12 protein-coding genes are annotated in these 12,979 nt (G+C 68.0%); 5 read left to right on the top strand and 7 right to left on the bottom strand.

The window, feature by feature from the left end:
* Positions 1-4 precede the first annotated feature (4 nt).
* The 3 genes from PJ250_RS10575 to PJ250_RS10565 form a co-directional block, all read right to left on the bottom strand.
* Positions 5-934: an oxygenase MpaB family protein gene (locus PJ250_RS10575; protein WP_271644489.1), complete on the bottom strand. Its 930-nt coding sequence runs from the start codon at positions 932-934 to the stop codon at positions 5-7.
* A gap of 107 nt (positions 935-1,041) precedes the next feature.
* A complete protein-coding gene (locus tag PJ250_RS10570; RefSeq protein WP_271644488.1) occupies positions 1,042-1,335 on the bottom strand; it encodes a hypothetical protein in 294 nt (97 codons plus the stop codon).
* Positions 1,336-1,506: 171 nt separating this feature from the next.
* The gene (locus PJ250_RS10565; protein WP_271644487.1) at positions 1,507-1,845 is read right to left on the bottom strand and encodes a hypothetical protein; all 339 of its coding nucleotides are present in this window, start codon (positions 1,843-1,845) and stop codon (positions 1,507-1,509) included.
* Positions 1,846-2,055: 210 nt separating this feature from the next.
* Between PJ250_RS10565 and PJ250_RS10560 the strand changes: the two genes are divergently transcribed.
* From PJ250_RS10560 to PJ250_RS10545, 4 genes are all read left to right on the top strand, one after another.
* Complete coding sequence (locus PJ250_RS10560; RefSeq protein ID WP_271644485.1) at positions 2,056-2,637, top strand: hypothetical protein; 582 nt, start codon at positions 2,056-2,058, stop codon at positions 2,635-2,637.
* Between the two features lie 79 nt (positions 2,638-2,716).
* A complete protein-coding gene (locus tag PJ250_RS10555) occupies positions 2,717-3,484 on the top strand; it encodes a glycosyltransferase (protein ID WP_271644484.1) in 768 nt (255 codons plus the stop codon).
* Between the two features lie 82 nt (positions 3,485-3,566).
* Entirely contained in the window at positions 3,567-3,863 is a 297-nt protein-coding gene (locus PJ250_RS10550) for a hypothetical protein (protein WP_271644483.1), read from the top strand.
* Between the two features lie 23 nt (positions 3,864-3,886).
* Positions 3,887-5,086, top strand: coding sequence for an FAD-dependent oxidoreductase (locus PJ250_RS10545; RefSeq protein ID WP_271644482.1), 1,200 nt, complete (start codon positions 3,887-3,889; stop codon positions 5,084-5,086).
* Between the two features lie 23 nt (positions 5,087-5,109).
* Here PJ250_RS10545 and PJ250_RS10540 read toward each other — a convergent pair whose 3' ends face one another.
* Both PJ250_RS10540 and PJ250_RS10535 read right to left on the bottom strand, forming a co-directional pair.
* The gene (locus tag PJ250_RS10540; protein WP_271644480.1) at positions 5,110-5,994 is read right to left on the bottom strand and encodes a formate/nitrite transporter family protein; all 885 of its coding nucleotides are present in this window, start codon (positions 5,992-5,994) and stop codon (positions 5,110-5,112) included.
* 77 nt (positions 5,995-6,071) lie between these two features.
* A complete protein-coding gene (locus tag PJ250_RS10535) occupies positions 6,072-7,130 on the bottom strand; it encodes a hypothetical protein (RefSeq protein WP_271644479.1) in 1,059 nt (352 codons plus the stop codon).
* Positions 7,131-7,407: 277 nt separating this feature from the next.
* Here PJ250_RS10535 and PJ250_RS10530 point away from each other — a divergent pair, with 277 nt between their 5' ends.
* Positions 7,408-10,473 (top strand): discoidin domain-containing protein, encoded by a 3,066-nt coding sequence (locus PJ250_RS10530; protein WP_271648597.1) that lies wholly within the window; start codon positions 7,408-7,410, stop codon positions 10,471-10,473.
* Between the two features lie 55 nt (positions 10,474-10,528).
* Here the strand turns inward: PJ250_RS10530 and glpK are convergent, their stop codons facing one another.
* Together glpK and PJ250_RS10520 are read right to left on the bottom strand one after the other, a co-directional pair.
* On the bottom strand, positions 10,529-12,028 hold the full coding sequence (gene glpK, locus PJ250_RS10525; protein WP_271644478.1) for a glycerol kinase GlpK: 1,500 nt from the start codon (positions 12,026-12,028) through the stop codon (positions 10,529-10,531).
* Positions 12,029-12,109: 81 nt separating this feature from the next.
* A complete protein-coding gene (locus PJ250_RS10520; RefSeq protein WP_271644477.1) occupies positions 12,110-12,928 on the bottom strand; it encodes an MIP/aquaporin family protein in 819 nt (272 codons plus the stop codon).
* Between the last annotated feature and the right edge of the window lie 51 nt (positions 12,929-12,979).

The following is a 12,979-nucleotide window of genomic DNA, read 5'->3' as shown; positions in this document are numbered from 1 at the left end:
CCCCTCACGTGAGGCATGGCGCGGGCCACTGCCGCAGGTGGGCCGCCGGAAGACCCATGCGCGCGCAGGCACGGGCCGACACGCCATCACGCAAGGCCAGGGCGAACAGGGGCGCCATGCCGCGCAGGGCGACCGAGGCCAGGCGCGCCTGCGCCTGGCGCCTTGCCCCGATTCCCAGCAGCGGGGTGGCCCACGCAGGCAGCAAGGCCGTGGCGGCCCCTAGGAACAGATTGCGAGACAGGCCGGCCACCGGCACCGGGAGACGGATCTGTGCCAATACGTCCATCACCTCGCGCGAGCGCGCGTCGAAGCGCAGCTGCGGCCGCACGCGATCGAAATAGGCCTCGACCTGGGCCTGCGAAGCAGGCACCTCACGTGCGCCCAGCGCCTCGGCGACACGCCGAACCTCGTCGTAGTAGCGGTCGGCCATCGGATCCGGAACGGCTTGGCAGTAGGTGCGATAGCCCCGCAGGAACCCATGGGCCTCGGTGACATGGACCCAGGTCAGCAGTTCCGGATCATCGGCGGCATACACCATCCCGTCCGGTGTCCGTCCGCGCACCCGACGATGGATGGCGCGGACCCGCTCCACCAAGGGATCGACCTGTGCGCTTGCCGCATACGTGGTTCCAGCCACGAAGGCCGTGGTCCGCCGCAGCCGGCCGACCAGATCCTCGCGGAAATTCGAATGGTCGTAGACGCCGGCCAGCGCACGCGGATGCAGCGCCTGCAGCATCAACGCGGACAGGCCGCCTGAGAGCATGCCGGGAAAGTCAGCGTGGATGCGCCAGGTCACGCTGTCCGGGCCAAACCAGCCGGGATCACCGGCCGGATGGTCGTAGTCCAGGCCGGACTGCCCGCGCGGAAACGCCCCCAGCACCCACCTGCGCAAGGGCGCGGTGACGGGGCGGACCAAGGTTTGCATCACGGTCATGGGAGCATCGTAGCGGCGTGGTCCGCGGCGACGCATGTCATCCCCTGGTCCAAACGAAGCAGGGCGCCCATGCGGGCGCCCTGGAAAGCCGTGCCAGTGGGCGGCGCTCAGCCCTTGATGCGCTGCCAGACCTCGGCGTAGATCGCGCGGGCCTCTTCGAGCGTCAGGCCGCGCGAGCGCACCGCCTGCGAGTTGGCATACAGGGCCGAGCCAGTGTCCTGGTCGGTATGGGGATGGTTGAGGTAGACGTCATAGGCGCTGGACAGCGCCGGCCAATACAGTTCAAAAGAGCGGTGCTGTCCGGCGCGCGGCATGCGCTCATAGTGCCGGCGCCAGTACTCGCGCTCCCGATCGATATCGATCAGGACGGCGCGGTCGTTGTCTTCTGACAAATAGTTCATGCGTTGCGTGGTCCATTGCGGGGGTGATCAACCCGAACAGGCTTGCAGCGCAGTTGTACGGTCCACGTCAACGCGGGCGTATTTTTTTCGTTAAACCGCCAGCCTTATCTGACCGACGTCACACTTTCATGATCCACTAACGATTCGTTGCCGACGCGGGCCTGCCGACGCTCAGGCATGCATCGCGCCGGCGTATTGCAGACGGGTCGTGGCCTGCTGAATCCGGTCCATGACCCGGCCGAAGATGCGCCCGGCCATAGACATCTCTAGCTGCTGTTCGATCACCTCGGGCGAGTTGGCGTAGAGCACCGCGCCGACTTCCCGCCCGGCATGCGGATGGTGGAGATAGATGTCATAGGCACGCACGAGCAGCGGCCAGAAGGCTTCGAACTCGATGCCGGGGCCGCAGCCGGGCAGCGCCATGTAATGACCTTTCCAGAACGCACGCTCGCGTCCGATATTGACGATGATGCAGGCGGCGTCTTCACGCCGATCGGTCTGTCGATTCATGGGGGGAGCTTCCGTGGGGGTGGAGGCGGATTCGACTTTCGTCTCAGGCAGCTTAGGCCGACGTGAAGAATGCTGCAAAGCAGCATCCGCCCGCCAAATAGGCATTCATCTTCGACCTTCGTCTCACGGAAACTTCGCACGCCCCCGGCCTATGCTGGCCTTGCACGGCGGCACTTCCATCTGGCCACCGTTCCACAAGAGGATTCGTAGATGAGCAATCTTTTCAAGGGTTTGAACCTGTTGCTCTCGGACAACGAGTTGCATCGCAAGCCGCTCCAGGAACAGGCGGCCTACTGGCTGACCAAGAGCGATCGCGGCATCGAGCACGAGGTCCACATGCTGGACACCGCCAAGTCCCAATGGCTGGCCGGCTCGGTGATCGTGTGGCTGGGGGCCTCACTGACCGCGTTGGCGATCATCGCCGACAACCTGTGGGAGCACAGCTACAACCCCAGTTTCCCCAAGATCGTGCTGGTCCTGCTGATCTGGGTGGCCATGTTGTTCGTGCTGTGGTTGATCGCCCAGGTCTTCGACCAGAAGGCCGGCTTCGCACGCTGGGTCACCGCCTTCGCCAGTCGTGAACCGGTGACCTCCGAGAGCGATTCGGTCGAACAGATCCAGGAGGCCCTGGACATGGCGCGCCGCTACCCGGAGGTCCTCGAGTACAAACAACGCGTGACCGCCCGTCGCCCACTGCGCCACGAGGACATTCGCATCATGCGCGAGATGGGCCGGCAGCGTCGCCACGCCGAGATTGCGCGCGAACTGACCGAACTCGGGACGGTCGACTGAATCGTCCCGCGGCCGCTACAGCCATGCCGACGCCGGGTTCGCCCGGCGTCGTGCTGTGTGGGCCAAGCCCGGCTTGTCGATGAACGCTCACGACCCCGTCCCCGCGCCCCCATCGGCCGGACACCCGACGCTGTCGATCGTCATCCCGGCCCATGACGAAGCCGAGCAGTTGCCTGCGACCCTGGCGCACCTGTTCACCGCCTTGCGGACGGCCGCGATCCAGGCCGAGGTCATCGTGGTCGATGATGCCTCCACCGACACCACCGCCGCGGTGGCGACCGCGGCGGGTGCCCAGGTGGTCTCGGTCGACGCGCGCCACATCGCGGCGGCCCGCAATGCCGGGGCCACGATCGCCAGGGCGCCCAGGCTGTGCTTCATCGATGCCGATACGCATGTCGATGCCGCCGTCCTGCAGGCGGCGCTGCGGGCGCTGGAGGCCGGCGCCAGCGGCGGCGGCGCCCGGGTGCGCCTGCAGCGTCCCGTGGCCTGGCATGCACGCCTCGGCGAAGCCTTCTTCGGCACCTTGCTGCGGCTGGGCAGGATCGCGCCGGGCTGCTTCCTGTTCTGCTCGCGACGTGCCTTCGACGCGACGGGCGGGTTCGACCTGCGCTTCTATGCGGGCGAGGACGTGGCCATGAGCCGCGCACTGGCGCGACAGGGCCGCTTTGTCCTGCTCCGCGCCCCTGTGTGGACCTCGGCCCGCAAGCTGCACAGCTTCAGTGCCTGGGAACATCTGAAGCTCTTCGCCGCCCTCGCGCGGCATGGAAGGAGCCTGCTGCACTCGCGCGAGCGCTTGGCCTTCTGGTACGGGCCGCGCCGCCCGCCGCGTCCCCCGCCGCGTCGTTGATGCGGCCGTCCCCTGAAGGCAACGCCACACCCGCTCCGAATGGGCACGTAAGCTTGGGGATCGTCCCATCGCCTGAGCCCTCATGACGCCCGCGTCTTCCGCCCTCATCGATGCAGCCACGCGCCAACGCGGGCTCCACCGCCTGCCGGAGGCCACCGATGGGGACGTGGAGCGCGTGGCCGTCCCGACGTGCGGTCTGCCGATCGCGCTGGCAATTCAGCGCAACGCCGCCCTCATCCAGACGCTGACGTCCGACGTGCGGCGATGGATGAGCCCGCCCAACAGCGCGCAACCGGAAGAGATCCCACGCCGGATCTTCGCCCACGCCGATCCCGCGCTGAGCACAACCAAGGATCTGGCCACCGTGGTCGCCGACTGATCTCCCAATCCATAAGGAACCTCATGCAACGACGTCATTTCCTGCGCCAGGCCGGCGCCCTGGCCGCGGTCGCCTCCTCCGGCGGCCTGCTGGCCCAGACGCCCCGCAGCATGCCAGCGCCCGTCCAGGCACCGGCCTTGGGACAGCAGCCCTTCGCCGAGCCCAAACCGCTGGCGCCGATCCGCGCCAGTGCCGACCGGGTCATCTCGGTCACCGTGTGCACGCGGCCGTTCCGCGCCCAGGGCCCGCGCATCGAGGCCGAACGCATGGGCCGACGCACGGTGATCCATCACTACGGCCATGGCGGTAGCGGCTGGTCGCTGTCGTGGGGCTCGGCCGAGCGGGCCGTGGCCCTGGCGCAGGCCACTGGGGAAACCGAGGTCGCGGTGATCGGCTGTGGCGCCATCGGCCTGACCACCGCGCGGGTGGCCCAGCGCGCGGGGATGAAGGTGAGGATCTACGCCAAGGAGCGGCTGCCGCTCACCCGATCTTACCTGGCCACCGGCGTGTGGTCGCCGGACTCACGCATCTGCACGACCGAACACGCGACGCCGCAGTTCCGTGCGCTCTGGAACCAGATGGCGCGCGGCTCCTTCGCCCAGTACCAGCGCATGCTCGGACTGCCCGGCGACCCGGTGGAATGGCGCGACAGCTATGCACTGTCCGACGTGCCGTTCAACCAGCCGGCCGGCGGCGGTGGCGAGGACGACGAGCCGGACTACCCGTCGCTGGAGTCCGACCTGATCGACGACCTGCGCCCGCACTCGCAGCCCCTGTCGGCAGCGCAGCATCCCTTCCCGGTCCCGTATGCGCGTCGCTACACCAACATGGTGTTCAACCTGGCCGCGTACGGACGGATGCTGATGGACGACTTCCTGCAGGATGGGGGCGAACTGCACGCGCGCGTATTCGAAAGCCCGCGCCAGTTCGCCGACCTGCGCGAGAAGACCTTGTTCAACTGCACCGGCTATGGCGCGCGGGACCTGCTGGGCGATGCCAGCATCATCCCGGTGCGTGGACAGACCGCACGGCTGATCCCGCAGCCGGAGGTCGACTACGGCCTGTACTGGCGCGGGCACAACCTCAACGTGGTGCCCCGCCGCGACGGCATCCTGGTCCAGGCGCAGATGCCCGGCGACTTCAACAACGCCGACACCACGGTCAGCCGCGCGACGACCGATGCGGCCGTCGCACAGTTGGCCAGGCTGTTCCCGGCCAGCTGAGTGAAACCGCCCATGGCGACGGCTCAATCGCCGTCGCTGCGGACCTGGGCGTGGCTGATCAAGGCGAAGATGCCACTGCCGCCGATGATGTTGCCGGCCAGGGTCGGCAAGGCGAAATGGAGGACGTAGTCCCCCACGCTGGCATGCCCGTCGAACACCAGGTAGAGCACTTCGGCAGAGCCGACGATGATGTGGGTGAAACCGCCGATGGCGATCACGTAGGTGCTGATCAGGATCACCGACACGCGCGACTGCTCGATCCCCGCCAGCATCCACACCATCATCGCGATCACCCAGCCGGCGAGCATGCCCTTGGTCAGCATCTGCCACGGCGTGTTGTGCAGGACTTCCTCGCCCATCGCGCGGAAGGCCGCATGGGTGGGCGCGTCGAACTGCTGCAGATGCAGCAGCCCCCAGGCAAAGACCGCCACGCCGACGATATTGCCGGCGAACACCACCGACCACAGACGCATCAGCCGTCCCAGCTGGTGCAGGCTGGGTTTGGACATCAGTGGCAGCACGGCGGTCAGGGTGTTTTCGGTGAACAGCTGCTGGCGCGCCAGGATCACCGCCAGGAAGCCGAAGGTATAGCCGAGGCACTCGATGAGAAACGCCCCCGGCAGCCCCTGCAGCTGGGCGTGCAGCACGCCGCGGGCGAGCATCGAGAAGCCCATGCTCAGGCCGGCCGCCAACGAGGACCAGGCCAACGCGGCCAGGTTGCGGTCCAGTTCCTCCTGGCCCTGGCGACGGATGATCTCGTGCAGCAAAGCCACGCGCGGCGGCTTCGCTTCCTCGACATCGTCCTCTTCCTCGCCCGTCAGTTCGGCGCCGCCGTCATCGTGGGCGGTGGGATCGATGATGAGACGGCGTTCCGGTGGATCGTCGGCGTCACGGGAGCGGGAGGTCATGGCAACGCCAGGCGGGAGGGGGCTGGTCAACCTAGCCGGCCCGCCGTGCGCACCGCGTGCAGCCCAAGCGCCACGTCCTATCGGACGCAGGCGTCGAGCTGCTTGTTGGCGTACCACACGGCACGACGCGACAGGTCGTAGGCGGCATCGATGGCCTGTGGCAGCAGGTACTTGGCCCGCATCCCGTCGGCGCCGTGGGTCAGCGCGGTTTCGTTGCGGTCCAGGGTCTGCAGGTTGCTGCGGACATCGCCCAGCCACTTGTCGCGGCGTGGGTCCTTGCAGCCGGACGCGCGCTGCTCCAGCGTCGCCAGCTGCGCACCGATGGCCTTGCCCGCCGCACCCGGTGGCTGCGGGGCTTTCTCGAAGGCGATCGGTGCGGCCTTGTAGGCGTCACCGGTGGCTTCGCTGCCCAGGTCCGCCCGGTTCTGGGCCAGCGCGGGGTTGAAGCGGGTGTCCGGCGGCGGCCGCGCCGTCGCCTGGCTGCGATCGCTCTTGAACATGTCCGAGATCGCGCGATTGATCTTCTGGGTGGCCACGTCACCCAGCGTGCCATTGGAGACCCAGTCCTTCTCGAAGTGTGTTTCCTTGTAGTCGATCGGATTGGGGCGCTCCAGGACCCGCTTGGCCTTGGCGGCATCGCGCGCGTTGGCCATTCCCGGGGGACTGCCCTCCGGCTCACCCGCGGGTGCCTCGGCCACGCCGGGGGGGAGGCGTGCCTGCCCATCGCGGGTATAGAGCGAACGGGCCAGCGCATCGTCCCGCGCCGCAGCGCGCGCCGGCGCGGGCGTTCGCACCGCTGGCGGCTCGGTCGCTGGCGCGCGTTGCGCAGGAAGGGGGGGCCTGGCCGGCGCCGCCGGACGCTCGGCCGCAGCGGCCACGCGAGAAGACGGGGAAGACACAGGCGTCTTCGACTGCGGGCGCTCCGGTGCGCGAACCGCGGGGACCGAAGACGCGGGCCGAGCGACGAACTCCAGACGCATGCGGGCCGGCACGGCCTCAGGACTGGACGCCAGCCTGGCCATCGGCGTGTCCAGCAAGACCAAGGCCATCAGCGCCAGGATCGCCAGACTCATCAGCGCGGCGGGCACGCGCAGGCGCGACTCGTCCCACCATTCGACTTTTACGACTGCCGCCAAGGTCCAAACCATTGCGTTGCGTGACCGGCCATTGTGCGCAACCCCGTCCTGTCAATTGATGTGGTTGTGTTACGCGGCACGACCGCATGCGAAGAGCATTCAGGAAAGCCCCCGATGACCATGCTGCGCTGCCGCTCGCCGGCGGGCAGCGGCGCTGCCACGATCCTGTCCGGGCAAGGCGACGTGCGAGGGCGTCATGGCGATGCAGGCAATGGGGGTGCGGCTTGCGCTGCGCCGGGGCGTCCTGGTTGGTCTGCTGGCCATCGCAGCGCCAGGCATGACGACGACAGCCGCCGATGATTTGCCGCCACGCAGTCAGTGGCAGGCCAGCAGCTCGGCGACCGAGACGCCCGCGCTGGCCTCGGCCAATGCCTTCGACGGCGACCTGACCACGCGCTGGGGAGGACCGTTCTCGCCCGGGCACTGGCTGCAGGTGGACCTTGGCGCCGTCGCGGACATCGGCGGCGTGCGCATCGCCTGGGACACCAGCCACGCCAATCGGTACCTGATCCAGGCCTCGCACGACGGCCGCGCCTGGCGCACGATCTACACCACCGATGACAGCCCGGGCGGCACCGAGTTCGTGCTGTTCCCGGCCGTGCGCACCCGCTACCTGCGACTGGCCGCGCCGGCACGCACGGCGGACTGGGGCGTGGGCATCTTCGAATTCCAGCCGCTTAGCGCCACGCAGGCCCCGCGCATCGTCGGCCTGGCGGACAAGCGAGATGCCGCAGCGTTGTGGAGCACCGGGCCGGCGCGTCCGCTTCGGAGAGGGCGCGATGGCAGCGGTGTCGAGATCGCGTTCCCGCAGCCGCAAGAGGTGGCTGGCTTGCAGGTAGGCTGGGGCCAGGCGCCGGACAGCGCCACACTGGAAAGCCGCGATGCGTCCGGCGCGTGGTCGCCCCTGGCGCGTGAGCCGCAGTCTTTCGGCGCCTCGTCCTACCTGGCCGGCGATGCGCCGCGCACGGTGACTGCCTTGCGCCTGGTCACGCACGCAGCCGACGGGAAGCCTCCGAGCGTCACCCGTCTGCGCGTGCTCGGCCCCAAAGCGGTGATGACCCCGATGAAGCGCTACCAGCTGGCCGCGACCGGCAAGGACGCGGCGCTGTTTCCGTCATCGCTGCAGATGCAGCAGGTGTATTGGACGGTGGTTGGCATTCCGGCCGGGCGGCAGAAGGCGGTCTTCGACGAGTACGGCAATCTCGAGGCGTTCAAGGGCGCGCCGCTGGTGCAACCGGTGTGGCGCGACGCCAGCGGCAAGGCGGCCGCGGCGAACGCGGACACGCCGATCACCCATCGCCTGCGTGCCGGCTGGATGCCGATGCCCGAGGTGCAATGGTCGCCCCAGCCCGGGCTGACGCTGACCAGCAGCGCGATCGCGATTGAACATGACGGCGCACCGGTGGTGCTGGTGCGCCATCGTCTGACCAATACCGGCAACACGCCGGTCGAAGGCACGCTGTCGCTGCTGACCCGACCACTACAGGTCAGCCCGCCGTGGCAGAACGGCGGGCTCTCGCCGATCCGCGACATCGCGATCGACGATGGCGCGGGCATGCGCGTGAACGGACGGTTGCTGTTCCAAAGCGCCACCACCCCGGATCTGCACGGCGTCGCGGCGTTCGGCGCGTATGGCGAAGACGAGATCACCCGCTTCGCGGCTGCGGGCCGCGCACCTGACGCGCAGCAGGCCAGCGATCGGCAAGGCCTGGCCGCCGGGCTGTTCGGCTATCGCGTGCACCTGGCGCCGGGCGCGCGGCGCGACATCGTGCTGGCCTTCGCGCTGGGCGACGAGGTGATCGATGCGAAGACGGTGCAGGCCGCGCGCTGGCCCGCCGCGCCCGCGCTGGACGTGGGCGAGCTGCTCGGCAACGACGACCAGGCCGGCGCGAAGTTCGACGCTCTCGCCGATGCGCTGGCCGCGCTGTGGGAACAGCGCCTGGGCAGGATCGGCCTGTCGCTGCCCGATCCCTCGCTGGTGGACATGCTGCGCGCGCAGGCCGCCTACATGCTGCTCAACCAGAGCGGCCCGGCGATGCAGCCGGGGCCGCGCAACTACAACCGTTCCTTCATCCGCGACGGCTCGGCCACCGCGGTGGTTCTGCTGCGCATGGGCATGGCGAAGACGGCGCGCGATTATCTGCACTGGTACAGCACCCACGCCGTGCACGACAACGGCCTGGTGTCGCCGTTCCTCAACGACGATGGCAGTGTCAACGACGGCTTCGGCTCGGACCTGGAATACGACGCGCAGGGCGAATACCTGTGGCTGGTGGCCGAGATCGCACGCCTGGACGGCGGTGCGCAGACCGTGCGCGAGTATCAGCCGCAGGTGAACCGGGCCTTGAAGTTCCTGCAGGAACTGCGCGAACGCACGTTGGTGCCCGGCTACCAGTCCGATCGCCCTCATCCCGAGCGCTTCGCCGGCATCCTGGCGCCATCGATCAGCCACGAAGGCTATTCGGTGCCGACCCATAGCTACTGGGATAATTACTGGGCGCTGCGCGGCTGGCACGATGGCGCGTGGCTGGCCGAACAATGGGGCGACCACGCCACGGCAAGCTGGGCGCGCGCGCAGTACAAGCTGCTGCACGACTCGCTGGCCGCATCGATCCGCGCGACGATGCAGTGGAAGGGCATCGATACCGTTCCCGCCGACGCCGACCAGGGCGGCAATGACCCGACGAGCGTGTCGATCGCGCTGGACCCGACCGGCGCGCAGGACGTGCTGCCGATGCAGGCGCTGACCAACACCTTCGACCGCTACCTGGCCGAGGTACGCAAACGCGACGCCCCCGATGCGCTGTACGCCTATACGCCCTACGAGATGCGCAACGTGCTGACATTCGTGCACCTGGATCGCCCGGCCGATGCCGAGTTCATGCTCGGCCACGTCACCGGCGACAGGCGACCGCGCGCCTGGCAGGAGCTGGCCGAGGTCGTGTACTCGGACAAGCGCCACGCGATCTATCTGGGCGACATGCCGCATACCTGGATCGGCGCCGAGTACGCACGCAGCCTGTTCGGCATGCTGATGTTCGAAGGCGACGACGCGTTGTCGCTGTTGCCTGGCACGCCGCCATCGTGGGTCGCCGGCCCCGGTTTGAAGGTGGACGGCCTGCCCACCGCCTACGGCACGCTGGCGATGCAGGCGCGGCAGGAAGGCCAGCGCCTGACGATCACCCTGGGCCAGGGATTGAAGGCGAACAGCGCGCTGAAGGTCTATTGGCCCAGCCGCCGGAAGCCGACCACGGTGCGTGTCGATGGACGGCTCGTGCATGACTTCGACGCCCAGAGCGTGCTGTTGGCGCGCCCGTTCCAAACGTTGGTCGCCGTCTGGTGAACGCCCGGCATTGCGCCGGGCGTTGCGAGGTGCCGCGGGGCTCGCGAGCGCGGACTCAGTCGGCCTTGAACGCCATCGTCGCGTGCACGGCCTTCTTCCAGCCGTCATAGCGCTTTTCGCGGTCCTCGGCCGGCATCTTCGGCTCAAAGCGCGCATCCATCGCCCACTTCTCCGCGATCTCCTCGCGGCTCTTCCAGAAGCCCGTGGCCAAGCCGGCCAAGTAGGCCGCACCCAGGGCGGTGGTCTCGGCGACCTTTGGCCGGATCACCTCCACGTCCAGGATGTCGGCCTGAAACTGCGCCAGGAAGTCGTTCATGATCGCCCCGCCGTCCACGCGCAGCTCTTTCAGTTCCAGCTCGGCATCGGCCTGCATGGCCGTCACCACATCGCGGGTCTGGTAGGCCATCGATTCGAGCGTGGCCCGGATGAAGTGCTCCTTGCTGGTGCCACGGGTCAGGCCGAAGAACGCACCGCGCACGTCGCTGTCCCAGTACGGGGCGCCCAGGCCGACGAAGGCCGGCACCATGTAGACGCCATCGGTATCGGGCACGCGCTCGGCATAGGCCTGGGTATCGGAGGCCTTGCCGAACATGCGCAACCCGTCGCGCAGCCACTGCACCGCCGAGCCGGCCACGAAGATGCTGCCTTCCAGTGCGTATTCCACCTTGCCGTCGATGCCCCAGGCGATGGTGGTCAGCAGCCCGTTCTTGGACTTGACCGCCTTGTCACCGGTGTTCATCAGCACGAAACACCCCGTGCCATAGGTGTTCTTGACCATGCCCGGGGTGTAGCAGGCCTGGCCAAACAAGGCCGCCTGCTGATCGCCCGCGATCCCGGCGATCGGCACCTTCTGGCCGAAGAAATGGCGGCCGGCGGTATGCGTGTAGACCTCGCTCGACGAACACACCTTGGGCAGCATCGACTTGGGCACGCCCAGGATCTCCAGCAGCTGGTCGTCCCACTCCAGGGTGTGGATGTCGTACATCTGGGTGCGGCCGGCGTTGGTCAGGTCGGTGACGTGGGCCTTGTCCTCGGACAGGTTCCAGATCAGCCAGCTGTCGATGGTGCCGAACAGCAGGTCGCCCTTCTCGGCCTTCTCGCGGGCGCCCTCGACGTTGTCCAGGATCCACTTGAGCTTGGTCCCTGCGAAATACGCATCGATCGGCAAGCCGGATTTTTCGCGGAACAGTTCATCGTGGCCAGCCTCGCGCAGCTCCTTGCAGACGCTCTGCGACTGGCGCGACTGCCACACGATGGCGTTGTACACGGCCTGGCCGGTGTGCTTGTCCCACACCACCGTGGTCTCGCGCTGGTTGGTGATGCCGATGGCCGCGACCTGGTCGGCCCCGATGTCGGCCTGGGTCAACACGTCGGTCATGGTGGTCAGCACGCTGGACAGGATCTCGCGCGGGTTGTGCTCCACCCAGCCCGGTTGCGGGAAGATCTGGGTGAACTCCCGCTGGGCCACGCCGGCGATGGCGCCCGCATGGTCGAACAGAATCGCGCGGGAACTGGTGGTGCCCTGGTCGATGGCCAGTACGTATTTCTTGTCCATTGAAGACTCCTGTATTTCATGGCCGGCGGCGCGGTTGCGCCGGCCGGCATCAAAGGTGGAAAGGCGCGGCGGATGCCTGCGTCAGGACTGGCGCTGCTGCGCCGCCTCCTCCAGCGCACGCTGGCGCGCGGGCAGGAAGGGGTAGATCAGCCACTGGTAGGCAGCACCACCCACGACGCCACCGATCAGCGGCCCCACGATGGGCACCCACCAGTAATTGCCGGCGGCTGGGAAGGCCGACGGACCCCACCCGGCGAACCAGGCAAAGATGCGCGGGCCCAGATCACGCGCCGGATTGATCGCCCAGGCCTCCAGGTAGCCCATCGAGGCGCCGATGGTGGCCACCAGCAGGCCGATCATCAGCGCACCGGAATTGGCGGTGGGCGCGGCCTCGTTGTACTGCTCGGTGATGGCGAAGATGCCGAAGATCAGGAACGCGGTCAGGATGATCTGGTCGGTCAGTGCATGCATCGGGGTGATCGCCAGGCCTGGCGCGGTAAAGAACACACCCGCCGCGCCTCCGGCTTCCCGGGTCAGCTGGTTGACCTGGTTGTAGTGGTCGATCACCGGCGCATAGAGCGCGTAGACGATCGCCGCACCGACCAGGCCGCCTATGACCTGGGCGATACAGTAGGGGATCACTTTCTTCCAGGAGAATTTGCGGTACAGCGCCAAGGCCAGGGTCACCGCCGGGTTGGCGTGCGTCCCGGAGACCGAACCGGTCACGTAGATCGCGATGGTGACCGCCAGGCCCCAGGCGATACACACGCCCCAGTAGCCGCCCGCGTAGGGGTTGGGGTCGTACAGCACGTACATCGCAGCGACCGAATCGCCGAAGGCGATGATGATGAACACCGCGATGGCTTCGGAGATCAGCTCCCCGAGCAGTTGGCGATTCATGCCCGCACCTCCGCGCGCCTGTCATCCCACACATCCGCGCGGTATGGCGCG

It is taken from the genome of Pseudoxanthomonas sp. JBR18 (assembly GCF_028198165.1).
Lineage (GTDB): Bacteria > Pseudomonadota > Gammaproteobacteria > Xanthomonadales > Xanthomonadaceae > Pseudoxanthomonas_A.
The sequence above is the reverse complement of the archived record's forward strand: the minus strand, read 5'-3'. Positions and strand labels throughout refer to the sequence as shown.